Origin of the sequence: uncultured Prevotella sp. (assembly GCF_946407605.1) — a bacterium.
Taxonomy (GTDB): Bacteria; Bacteroidota; Bacteroidia; order Bacteroidales; family Bacteroidaceae; genus Prevotella.
Genome location: NZ_CAMJOS010000052.1, coordinates 1 through 11784 on the forward strand (window position 1 = coordinate 1; position 11784 = coordinate 11784).

The 11784-nt window shown below is 44.8% G+C and carries 14 protein-coding genes and 1 pseudogene; 13 read left to right on the forward strand and 2 right to left on the reverse strand.

Going from position 1 to position 11784, the window contains the following annotated elements:
* Window positions 1-562 precede the first annotated feature (562 nt).
* The 12 genes from Q0R57_RS13905 to Q0R57_RS13960 all read left to right on the forward strand — a co-directional run bounded on the left by Q0R57_RS13905 (window position 563) and on the right by Q0R57_RS13960 (window position 9629).
* Complete coding sequence (locus Q0R57_RS13905; RefSeq protein WP_294748976.1) at window positions 563-1627, forward strand: DNA cytosine methyltransferase; 1065 nt, start codon at window positions 563-565, stop codon at window positions 1625-1627.
* Between the two features lie 5 nt (window positions 1628-1632).
* Window positions 1633-2874, forward strand: a complete 1242-nt coding sequence (locus Q0R57_RS13910) for a DNA cytosine methyltransferase (protein ID WP_294748979.1) — start codon at window positions 1633-1635, stop codon at window positions 2872-2874.
* Complete coding sequence (locus Q0R57_RS13915; RefSeq protein ID WP_294748983.1) at window positions 2867-3988, forward strand: HNH endonuclease; 1122 nt, start codon at window positions 2867-2869, stop codon at window positions 3986-3988. Before Q0R57_RS13910 ends, Q0R57_RS13915 begins: the two co-directional genes overlap by 8 nt.
* 218 nt (window positions 3989-4206) lie before the next feature.
* Window positions 4207-4506, forward strand: a complete 300-nt coding sequence (locus Q0R57_RS13920; RefSeq protein WP_294748986.1) for a type II toxin-antitoxin system RelB/DinJ family antitoxin — start codon at window positions 4207-4209, stop codon at window positions 4504-4506.
* Window positions 4503-4916 carry a putative toxin-antitoxin system toxin component, PIN family gene (locus Q0R57_RS13925; RefSeq protein WP_294748989.1) on the forward strand — a complete coding sequence of 138 codons (414 nt, stop codon included), beginning with the start codon at window positions 4503-4505 and terminating at the stop codon, window positions 4914-4916. Before Q0R57_RS13920 ends, Q0R57_RS13925 begins: the two co-directional genes overlap by 4 nt.
* Window positions 4917-4930: 14 nt before the next feature.
* Window positions 4931-5500, forward strand: coding sequence for a very short patch repair endonuclease (locus Q0R57_RS13930; protein ID WP_294748990.1), 570 nt, complete (start codon window positions 4931-4933; stop codon window positions 5498-5500).
* Window positions 5501-5654: 154 nt separating this feature from the next.
* The gene (locus Q0R57_RS13935; RefSeq protein ID WP_294748993.1) at window positions 5655-6410 is read left to right on the forward strand and encodes a toll/interleukin-1 receptor domain-containing protein; all 756 of its coding nucleotides are present in this window, start codon (window positions 5655-5657) and stop codon (window positions 6408-6410) included.
* 112 nt (window positions 6411-6522) lie between these two features.
* Complete coding sequence (locus tag Q0R57_RS13940; protein ID WP_294748994.1) at window positions 6523-6726, forward strand: hypothetical protein; 204 nt, start codon at window positions 6523-6525, stop codon at window positions 6724-6726.
* A complete protein-coding gene (locus Q0R57_RS13945; RefSeq protein ID WP_294748996.1) occupies window positions 6723-7097 on the forward strand; it encodes a (deoxy)nucleoside triphosphate pyrophosphohydrolase in 375 nt (124 codons plus the stop codon). The genes Q0R57_RS13940 and Q0R57_RS13945 overlap by 4 nt, the downstream gene beginning before the upstream one ends.
* A 44-nt stretch (window positions 7098-7141) precedes the next feature.
* The gene (locus Q0R57_RS13950) at window positions 7142-7537 is read left to right on the forward strand and encodes a PaaI family thioesterase (RefSeq protein WP_294748999.1); all 396 of its coding nucleotides are present in this window, start codon (window positions 7142-7144) and stop codon (window positions 7535-7537) included.
* Entirely contained in the window at window positions 7534-8424 is an 891-nt protein-coding gene (pepI, locus tag Q0R57_RS13955; protein WP_294749002.1) for a proline iminopeptidase, read from the forward strand. The genes Q0R57_RS13950 and pepI overlap by 4 nt, the downstream gene beginning before the upstream one ends.
* Window positions 8425-8474: 50 nt before the next feature.
* Window positions 8475-9629, forward strand: coding sequence for a glycoside hydrolase family 3 protein (locus Q0R57_RS13960; RefSeq protein ID WP_294749004.1), 1155 nt, complete (start codon window positions 8475-8477; stop codon window positions 9627-9629).
* Window positions 9630-9759: 130 nt separating this feature from the next.
* Here Q0R57_RS13960 and mtgA read toward each other — a convergent pair whose 3' ends face one another.
* Window positions 9760-10443: a monofunctional biosynthetic peptidoglycan transglycosylase gene (gene mtgA, locus Q0R57_RS13965; RefSeq protein ID WP_294749006.1), complete on the reverse strand. Its 684-nt coding sequence runs from the start codon at window positions 10441-10443 to the stop codon at window positions 9760-9762.
* A gap of 96 nt (window positions 10444-10539) precedes the next feature.
* Window positions 10540-11214, reverse strand: coding sequence for an OmpA family protein (locus Q0R57_RS13970; RefSeq protein WP_294749008.1), 675 nt, complete (start codon window positions 11212-11214; stop codon window positions 10540-10542).
* 139 nt (window positions 11215-11353) lie between these two features.
* Between Q0R57_RS13970 and Q0R57_RS13975 the strand changes: the two are divergent.
* Window positions 11354-11784 (forward strand): annotated as a pseudogene (locus Q0R57_RS13975) (proline--tRNA ligase); the annotation flags it as partial.

Genomic DNA, 11784 nt, shown 5'->3' on the forward strand with positions numbered 1-11784 from the left:
CCGCTGGGTGGAGCACTACATATTGAAAGGCGTTACTGACGCTTTGTTTTTGGACAATCGAACTACCACATCGACAAGAGATCAAAAACATTGTAGAGGTGACTCCACGGGGTGTGTATTAGCATCTCCGTAGTGTGCTGCGAGGCTTCATTGCCTCAGGCACACTTTACGGTGTATCTATATACTCCAGCGTTGGTGTTTACTCTGTCTGTTTATCTCTATGGCTGTGGTAGGCCAGATTGTCGAACAGGCAGATGTTAAGCACCACGTTTTTTGTATGTAGTTAGCCAATAATTAAAATCTGTTCGTATTGGGTGCTTACGGACAACGAACAAAAAAGTAAAAACAACAGTAAAGGAATAATATAGAGTTTTTGACATCCTTGGTTGACTGATTAAGCAGAATTACCACATTACAGACACATCAGTCGGACAAGCAATTGGATGTTTACGCTCATAAGGGCGTGGACAGTTGGATTGTTGTCTGATGTGGGCTGTGGTAGGCCTTGCTTAAACGCATCTTTCTTCCACGCCCCCTTTTCAAACGAAGAGAGGGCTTTTTCATGTCAAAGAAGAAATATAATGTATTAGACTTGTTTTGTGGATGCGGAGGTTTGTCAAAAGGCTTCGAGATGGCGGGTTATAACATCGTATTAGGAGTAGATTTCAATGAACCCGCACTAAAAACCTATGCTTATAATCATCATGGAAGTAAAACACTTTGTGGTGATTTATCAGCCCCTGACACATTCAACCAGATAGATAAGCTTGTAGGAGGAAATGTAATAGATGTTATTATTGGTGGGCCACCTTGTCAGGGCTTTAGTTTGACAGGCCCTAGACAGTTTGATGATGAGCGTAACAAATTATACCTTGCAATGATTGAAACTGTCAGGAGGTATAAACCCAAGGCATTCCTAATAGAGAATGTCCCAGGTATGGCAACTTTGTACAAAGGTGAAGTACGTGATGAGATCGTAAGGCGCTTCACCTCAATGGGCTATTCCGTGAGTAATCAAATATTGTGTTCCGCTGACTATGGGGTTCCTCAAATCAGAAAACGACTCGTATTTGTAGGATTACTGAATGCGAAAGAGAAGTTTCAATTTCCTGAACCATATTTGAAACCAGATGAGTACATCACTTGTGAACAGGCAATAGGAGATCTTCCTAGTCTTGAACATACGTTGGGAAGTGATGTTTCTGAGTATGAAATGGAACCTCAAACTGAATATCAAAAGTTGATGAGAGGTTCTTGCAATGTCCTTCACAACCATAAGTCCATAGACCACAAGCAGTTTGTTAAAGATACAATCGCTTTAGTACCTGATGGTGGAAACTATAAAGACCTCCCACCAGGTGTCGGAGAAAGTAGAATTTTCCACATGGCTTGGACAAGGTACTGTAGCTATAAACCATCAAGGACTATAGATACAGGGCATCGGAATAATTTCCACTACAAATGGAATAGATGTCCAACAGTTAGAGAAAGTGCCAGATTGCAGTCTTTTCCTGATGATTTTGTTTTCTTGGGAAACAAAGGCCAACAAGATAAACAAGTAGGTAATGCTGTCCCTTGCCTAATGGCAAAGGCTATAGGTGTAGAACTACTAAAATACATGAAGTGATGCCTATGAAATACAACACTATTGACTTGTTTGCAGGCTGTGGTGGGCTGATGGATGGCTTTATGCAGGAAGGTGGATTCAATACACTTGCATGCGTTGAATGGGAACCGTTTCCTTGTCAAACCCTTGCCAACCGCCTTGAAAAGAGGTGGCATCATAAAAACGCAAAAGAAGAGGTCGTACGATTCGATATTCAGCGTACAAACGAACTGATTAATGGTTTTGACGATGAAAAGTATGGAAAGCATATCGGTCTTAAAAAACTCATTGGAGACAAAAAGATAGATATTGTAATTGGAGGGCCTCCTTGTCAAGCATATTCTCTGGCAGGGAGAATTCGAGATCCACATGGAATGCGTGATGATTACAGGAACTATCTCTTCGAAAGTTATATCCGTATCCTGGAATACTTTAAGCCTGCTTTCTTTGTTTTTGAGAATGTTGTCGGTATGCTGAGCGCTGCTCCTGATGGGACACCTATTGTTGACAAAATCAGGAAAGCATTTGATGATGCAGGTTATTGTGTGATTGACGATTTCAAAAATGCTGTTTATGATGTTGCGGATTTTGGCATTCCACAGCATAGAAAGCGTGTCATTATACTCGGAGTAAACAAAACTCTCAATACCAAAGATTCGGATTTATGCAAAAAAATACTTGATGACTTTTATAAAGAGCAGATGCCGAAGTTTATTAATAATGCTACTCCCAAAACAGTAAAGGATGCCATAGGAGATCTACCTGCCATTTTTCCAAGTAAAGAAGTGATAAGGGAAAACGGGCATAAATTCTCCCATCAACCTATTAATGGAAGTGGAGTGATGAATCATGTGCCTCGTTTCCATAGCGAAAGAGACCAGAGAATTTTCTCTATGCTTGCAGAGGACATAGAGTCAGGCAAAAAACAATACATTTCCATTGAAGCACTGAAGGAACTTTATACGGAAATGACAGGTAAGAAGAGTAATATCCATAAGTATTATGTACTAAGGTGGAACGAACCAAGTAACACGATACCAGCTCATCTATATAAAGATGGTATGCGTCATATACATCCAGACTCAGTTCAAGCTAGGTCAATAACTGTCAGAGAGGCAGCAAGGTTGCAGACTTTTGCGGACGATTTTGAATTTCTTGGCCCAATGATGGCACAATACAAAATGATTGGCAATGCTGTACCTTCTGATTTTGCAAAGATAATAGCACAGGGACTTCATACATTATTAAATAAGTATTACTATGGGTAGATTCTATATTCATAAGGTTGGCCATCAAGAAATGGGGTCTATTAACCGAAGAGGTGAAAGACCTGCAAGGGGAAGATATTTCCTTGTAGCCAAAACATGTCTCGATTTTTTTCCACACATTTCTTCTGTGGTGATGAATGACAAGGTTATCGTATCGATTATTCCAATGATTAATGGTAAGGAAAGAGAAAGGGTGCTTTGCACGATGGATTATCACAACCAGAAATTTGCGGATATAGAATATACAGGGAAAAATCCAAGGAATGAAGTCAGATTGTATATGAATAACGAGATAGATCCTGATAAAGAGTATTTCTTTAAAGGTGATTATGCTGTATTTGAAAGAATTGATGTTGGCGGTAATACTTATTACACACTTACTAGAATTACTCCAGAGCATAAGAGAAGTAATTTGTTACAACACATCTTGGATGATTATGACAAAAGATGGCATGCAAATGCAATAATTGATACTGTATTCGATTTTATTGAGACACCTGCACTTGATTCTGTCTCAGATGTTGTCGTTACCGATGAGGCCATGAAGGTGATAAGGTCAGAGTCGGACTCACTATTGAGTACTTATAGTACACAAGACAACAACGATGAAGATGAAAACTCTTTTGAGGAATCAATGGGGTGCTCAATATTTAACAGTTCATTATTCCATGATCTTGTTATGAATGCTTACCAATACCGATGTGCAGTTACTGGCAAGGTAATTAGATATAAAGAAGGTGATGTAGATTTGTTTAATCTAGAGGCTGCACATATTAAGCCACAAGCACATCATGGAACATTTCTGCCTTGTAATGGTATCGCATTGTGCAGAGATATGCACTTTGCGTTTGATAAGGGTTTCTTTTGTATCAGTGATGACTATAGGGTAATTGTGTCAGAAAAGCTAAAGGGAAATTGGTTCTATGAGGAGTACAATGGTAAAAAGATTTTCGTACCAAAGGAACCTTTTTACAGGCCTCTGAATGTTTTTCTAAAACACCACCGTGAGAATGTGTTTGACAAATTCAAACAGATAAGAAAACTGTCAACGAAAAAGCAAAATGAAGTGAGGCCCAACGAGTATGATTTGTTTCCGAAAGCAGCAGAGCCATAAATGAATTGTGAATCACGGAGAAGTTATTTCTATATAATTTAGTGTACACAGCGGAACCGCATTGTGTACACTATTATGTATACTGGCCCAACACTTCGAAGCATACGTGGATCTCACTTTTTTGCCGGAAAATTTGCTTTTATCAAAAATAATTCATAATTTTGCTGCCGAAATGATGGCATGGTGCTATCATAATGTAGATAAATTGAATAGAAATTATGGCACAATCGGCAGTTACAGTAAGAATGGATTCTGAAATGAAAACGCAGTTTGACGCACTCTGCGAGCAGTTTGGAATGAGTGCCAATACGGCGTTCAACATTTTCGTGAAGGCGGTGATAAGAAGTCGCAGCATTCCTTTTACGATTAAAGGAACACCCAGTGCGTTGGACTTGTTTATGCAGCAAAGGAGCGCTGCGGAGTTGAGCAAGGAGCCGGAACTCTCGCTAGATGAGATCAACGAAGAGATTCGTGCGGCAAGGGAAGAAATGCGCAAAAGGAAGAGTGCGAAGGTATGATTTACGCTGTTATTGATACCAACGTGCTGGTATCGGCTCTTATCACGAACAATTCTCTTTCGGCAACGGCAAAAGTTGTAAGGCTGTTGCTTAATAGTGAATTTACGCCCTTGTACGAAAGCAGTATCATTGAAGAATATCAGGAAGTGCTTCATCGTGCGAAATTCAAGCTCGTGCCTGGTGTTGCTGATGCATTGATTTCGTTTATTAAGGAACATGGAATAGAGACTTCTCGGACGACCTTTTTAGATTCTATGCCAGACGAGGATGATCGCGTGTTCTACGAAGTTTCATTGAGCGTTGAAGATTCTTTTATGGTGACAGGCAATTTAAAGCATTATCCTCAGACACCAAAGGTCATCAGCCCAGCTGACTTTTTAAGTGTGATGATGAAATTTAAAGAGGAATAAGTCGCTGATGTATTATGGATAAACTCTCAGCACAACAACGGCATGCTAATATGGCGGCGATTCGGTCGAAAAATACGAAGCCAGAGATGATTGTGCAAAAAGGGCTGTGGAGTAGGGGATTTCGATATCGTTTGAACCATAAAAGGTTGCCTGGGCATCCAGACTTGGTGCTGAGGAAATACAGAACGTGCATCTTTGTGAATGGTTGCTTTTGGCATGGACACAACGTGGCTCTGCCACGGATGGAAGATGTCAGAGGTAAGATGGAAGATGTGATTGAGAACTCCGAGTGCTGTAAGATTCCAAAGACGAACAGGGAGTTCTGGGTGGCGAAGATACGAAGGAACAAGGAAAGGGATAAAGAGGAGCAGCGCAAACTGGCGGAGATGGGCTGGCATTGCATCACGGTGTGGGAGTGCGAGCTGAAATCATCGAAGCGTGAAGAGACGCTGGATTCCATAGCGTTCACCCTGAATCATATATGGCTGCAAGATCATGTCGTCAAAAACAATCCTTATCCCGAATTGCAGGAAGAGGATATTCAAATGCCAATGGCGGCGGAAGATAATCCTAGAAATATTTAATTGCTTTTGCGAATAATTTCAGAAATAATTCGTATATTTGCAGGCAGTTTGAAATGTGCACAGTGGAACCGACCCTATTGTGCGCCCTATTGTGCGCATTCAGCGGCCTATTGTGCTCGATAGATATCTAACAGATAATTTAGAGTGGTCAAGAATGGAAGATAATAAAATCTTTGTATTTCTTTCGCATTCTCATTTAGATTATGAGAAAGTGATAGTGGTGAGAGATCTCTTGGAGAAAGAAGGATTTCGGCCATTGATGTTCTTCCTGAAATGCCTAGAAAAGGAAGGGTATGAAGAATTGACCAAAACACTTATCAAGGAGGAGATTGATAATAGGCACCGCTTCGTATTATGTGATAGCCAGAATGCTAAGGAGTCAGATTGGGTAAAATTCGAAGTTGAGCATATTAAGGAAACTAATCGTCCCTATGAAACTGTCAATTTGGATTGGCCAGAAGAAAAGATTGCAGAAGCCATAGAAAGGTTTAAAAAACGTTCAACGGTATTTTTGTCTTATCCGCGAAAACAAGCAGAGTTAGCAAGAGCTGTGAATGAGAAATTGAAACAGCATGATTTTAAGACCTTTTTCGATAAAGACGACTTAATGGCTGGAGATTCTTTCAAAGAAGTTATCGAACACAATATCCGGGATGCATCTAAGAATGGATATATTCTTACATTCTTGAATGAAGATTTCCGAATTGGATCATGGCAATACAAAGAATTTATGGCTGCAATGGAATATAATGGGAAAATAATTCCTGTTGTAACAGCACCCTTGTCTCATGAGACAAGATTTATGTTTATGAGAATACATTGGATTGATGTGCAAAATATGTCTATCTCCGAAGCATCAGACTACATAGTTGATAGTCTCATAAAAGTTGATAGAAAAAATAATAGATAATATGGATTAACTCTCTGCACTACAAAGGTGCACACAGGACCCTATTGTGTCCCAATTAACAACAGAAACCAAATAAAAAGAAGGGATCACGAAATCCTTTTAATGAAGAGATATGGATAATAGAATAAATGCTGGTAAGGTTGATTTATTCGCACCTGAGAATCAGAAGGCGGAAATTGAGCAGCTGGACTTGTTTATTCAACAAAGAAGGGCTGCGGAGATGAGCAAGGAGCCAGAGCTTTCGCTTGATGAAATCAACGCAGAGATCCGTGCAGCAAGGGAAGAATTGCGTAAAAGGAAGAGTGCGAAGATATGAAACAGATTGAAGTCGTAGCAGCTATAATCCGCAAGGATGATAAGATATTCGCCACCCAAAGAGGGTATGGCGATTGGAAAGACTGGTGGGAGTTTCCTGGCGGAAAAATGGAAGCTGGGGAAACGCCGGAGGAAGCACTCGTGAGGGAGATTCGCGAGGAACTGTCTGCGGAGATAAGTGTGGATGAGTTTCTTTGTACCATTGATTATAGCTATCCCAAATTTCATCTGACTATGCATTGCTATCTCTGCTCTCTCATTGGCGAGGCGCTGCATCTGAATGAGCATGAGGCAGCCCGATGGCTCACAAAGGATGAGCTGGACAGCGTGAAATGGCTGCCTGCGGATTTGGAAGTGGTAAAAATGATGTAAGAAGGAAGATGGCTGAGGTCTGAAGGAAAATAAATGAGACAACAATGGATATAAAGGAATTATTGAATAGAACAGATAGGTTTGCGGCCAATGCGGGTTGCAAGATTACGGAGGTGAACGAGCAGCATGCTGTGGCGGAGATGACGGTGACGACGATGCACCTGAATGGCGGTAATGTGTGTCAGGGTGGGGCGCTGTTTACGCTGGCCGACCTGGCCATTGCAGCCTGGATGAACTACAACGGTCAGCTGACATTCGGCATCAACAACAGCATCATGTTTGTGTCGAGTGCGCGTGAGGGTGACGTGCTGCGCGCTGAAGCCATAGGTATTTGCGACCACCACAAGATTCCTGCCGTAGAGGTGCGCGTAACCAATCAGGACGGCAGGCTCATCTGTCACGTAACGGGCATGGGATATCGTAAAAACATAACAATATGACAAACTACAAGATTACCGAAGGCTACATGCCTTTTATGGGCTACAAGACCTACTACCGCATAGTGGGTGAGACGTCGGAGAAGGCACCTCTGTTGCTGCTGCATGGCGGTCCGGGAAGTACGCACAACTATTTTGAGGTGCTCGACTGCATCGCCGACACGGGACGACAGGTCATTTCCTACGACCAGATAGGATGTGGTAATTCGTACCTCGACGGGCACCCTGAGCTGTGGACACAGAAGACATGGATTGACGAGCTTATAGCCATTCGCGAGTATCTGCATCTTGACAGGGTTCACATTCTTGGACAGTCGTGGGGCGCCATGCAGATCATTGCTTACGCCATAGACGAGAAGCCTGAGGGCATCATGTCGTTCATATTGTCATCGGGCCATGCTTCCAGCAGCCTGTGGGCCAGCGAGCAACACCGGCTTATCAAGGAACTCTCGGAGGAGGACCAGGAGGCCATCAGACAGGCAGAGGCCGCGGGACAATGGGATTCGCCTGATTATCTGCGAGCCAACGACCATTACTTCGAGCAGTTTGTCATCAGCGTGGATGAGCATTCACCAGAGTGTCTGCGCCGACCGAAACGTGCTGGCACAGAGGCCTATCTCTATGGTTGGGGCCCCAACGAATATCAGCCTTTAGGTAGCTTGAAAGACTTTGAATATACCGACCGCCTACATCTCATCACGCAGCCTACACTTATCTGTAGCGGTACGCGTGACATTTGCACGCCCGTGGTCGCTGCCTCGCTCTATGAGCATATCCCTGGCAGTCGCTGGCACTTGTTCCGAAACTCACGTCATACTTGCTTCGTAGATGCCCATGAGGAGTATTGCAAAGTGCTGGTTGACTGGTTTGATGAAATAGAGGGAAGATGAAAGAAGACTGAAGGCTGAGTGTACAGAAATATAGATAAACAATATTAGAAATGAAGAAACTACTTGCATTACTTATTTGTGGCTGGCTATTTGCAGCCTGCTCGAACGACGAGACGACTATTGAACCGCCCGTGGACGAGGTGGAAGAACAGTTGCAGCAGATGACGCTCCGCGAAAAAGTGGGTCAGATGTTCTATATCCGCATAGAGTCGCTTGACCCAACGATTGAATGGACCACTTTCGATGACCTGGCAGCGCTTAAGAATCAGGAGATTACCACGAAGATGAGACAAACCAACGAGCAGTATCCCGTGGGCGGCATCATCCTCTATGCCTGGAACATTGAGGACGAGGCGCAACTGGCACGAATCATCTCTCAGATACGCTCGCTGAAGGGACAACCGCTGCTCTGCATCGACGAAGAAGGAGGACGCGTGGCACGCATAGCCAACAATCCCAACTTTGACGTTCAGAAGTACGAGTCGATGGCTGCCATTGGCGCCACTGGCGACCCGATGATTGCCTATGGCTGCGGCAAAACCATTGGTACCTATTTGAAGAAATATGACTTCGACATAGACTTTGCCCCAGTGGCCGACGTGAACACCAATCCTGAGAATATTGTCATTGGCGCACGCGCCTTCAGCGAATATCCTTCCGTGGCCGCCCCCATGGTGACGAACTATCTGCAAGGTCTGAAGGATGCGGGCATCACGGGCTGCATCAAGCATTTCCCTGGTCATGGTGACACAACTGCCGACACGCACACTGGCTATGCTCAGTCGCTGAAGACGTGGGATGAGATGAAGGACTGCGAGATGGTGACCTTCCGTGCCGGCATAGAGTGGGGTTGTCAGCTTATTATGACTGCCCATATCGCCGTGCCTAATGTCACTGGTTCTAACATTCCCTCTACGCTGTCGTCTATCGTACTGCAAGACAAGCTGCGCGGTGAGTTGGGCTACCAGAACATCATCGTTACTGACGGCATGGAGATGGGGGCTATCACCCAGCACTATACCAGTGCCGAGGCCGCTGTGGGCAGCATCAAGGCTGGCGTTGACATCGTGCTTGGTCCCCGTGACTTCATGGAGGCTTTCGATGCGGTGATAGAGGCGGTGAACAATGGCACCATCAGCGAGGACCGCATAGACCAGAGCGTAAGACGTATTCTGAAACTTAAAAAAGAGGAAGGCTGCGAGTAAGCGAGAACAATGCCAAATCGCATTTGAGCATTGTCGAGCGTGAGCAGACTAGACCGCGCTCGAGCTTTGCTCGCTTGCTACCGAAGGGACGCAAGAAGGTCAAAGAGGATAGACAAGAGGGTTGAAAGCCCTAGTCGTTCAGCAACTTAACGTATTTCATATTGGCCAGAATCTGACGCTGGCGCTTTTTCATATATTTACTGGGATTCTTGCTGCTGAAGCGGCGAGGATTGGGTAGGGTGGCGGCAATCAGGGCACACTGGCTGGCAGAGAGGTCTTTGGCGTCGCAGCCGAAATGCTCGTTGGCCACGGCCTGAACGCCATAGATGCCTGGGCCCATCTCGATACTGTTGAGATAGACCTCCATGATGCGCTCCTTTGACCAGAACACCTCGATAAGCACGGTGAAATAAGCCTCGAGACCCTTGCGAAGCCATGAGCGACCAGGCCACAGAAAGACGTTCTTGGCCGTTTGCTGACTGATGGTCGAGGCTCCAAGTTTGTTTTTCTCAGGATGCTTGGCATTGCGCTCACGAGCATACTGAATGGCTTCGAAGTCGAAGCCCCAATGGTCGAGGAACTTGGCATCCTCGCTGGCCATGACGGCCTTGGGCATGTTGGGTGACATTTCTTCTAACGGCACCCAAGTGTGGCTCATCTTCATCTCGTCGAGCTGGAACAGTCGGATGAACATGAGGGGCGTGTAATAAACGGGTAAAAACTTCAGCACTACCACTGCAAGAATGGTAGTGCCGAAGAATATTGCGAGAGTCCACTGGACTATCTTTCTGATACGTTTGAGAAAAGATTTCAAAATTAAATTCTCAATTTTGACCTTCGGTCTAGTCTGCTCACGCTCGACAATGACCAAGCAAGCTTGTCATTGTTCTCGCTTACTCGCAGCCTTCAATTACTGAAGTGTTCCTGCCTCAGCAGCCTGGATCATAGCCTGAGAAGCGTACATGTAGATCTCAACACGACGGTTCTGCTGACGACCAGCGGCAGTAGAGTTGTCGGCTACGGGGTTGGTAGAACCCTGACCATCGACGGTGCGGATCTGGGTTGCGTTAACACCCTGACTCAGCAGATAGGTCTGAACGGCCTGAGCACGCTTAACAGAGAGGGGGTTGTTGATGGCGTCAGAACCAGTATTGTCGGTGTGACCCAGGATGGCAATGTCGCAGTCGGCATTGTTCTTCAGCAGGGTAGCGCACTGGTTCAGGGCAGCCTTTGAGTTGGCGTTCAGGTCAGACTTGTTGGTAGCGAACAGGATACCAGAGTCGAAGGTCAGCTTCACAGCCTGCAGACCGTTAGCGTCGGTAACAGACTCAACCTGAGCGTTCTTCACAGCCTCGGCTTCAGCCTTAACCTTGTCCATGTGCTTACCAATGATGGCACCAGTACCAGCACCAACGGCAGTACCTACAGCGGCACCAACGGCGGTGTTACCAGCCACCTTACCTACAATAGCACCCAGCACAGCACCACCTGCTGCACCAATTGCTGTACCCTTGGCCATGTTGTTACAACCAGCCATCACCATTCCTGCGCAAAGCGTCAGGATAATTACTTTCATTTTTTTCATAATGCTAATATTTACGTTAATAAAAAGTTAAACTTCATTCTATTCGACTGCAAAGATAGAAAAAACTTTCAACTTTCAACTCTCAACTCTCATTTTTTTTGTACCTTTGCACCAAAATTTTGAATTTATTGTATAAAACATGGCAAAAGAATTAAAAGATTTAACAAAACGTGCCGATAATTATAGCCAGTGGTACAACGATCTGGTTGTGAAAGCTGACCTGGCTGAACAGTCGGCCGTGCGCGGTTGTATGGTGATTAAGCCTTACGGCTATGCCATCTGGGAGAAGATGCAGCATGAGCTGGACCGCATGTTCAAGGAGACGGGCGCACAAAATGCCTATTTCCCCCTGCTGATTCCGAAGTCGTTCCTGAGTCGTGAGGCTGAGCACGTTGAGGGCTTTGCCAAGGAGTGTGCAGTAGTGACCCACTATCGCCTGAAGGCTACTGAGGACAAGAGTGGCGTGGTGGTTGACCCCGCTGCCAAGTTAGAAGAGGAGCTGATTATCCGTCCTACCTCAGAGACGATTATCTGGAACACCTATAAGAACTGGATTCAGTCGTGGCGCGA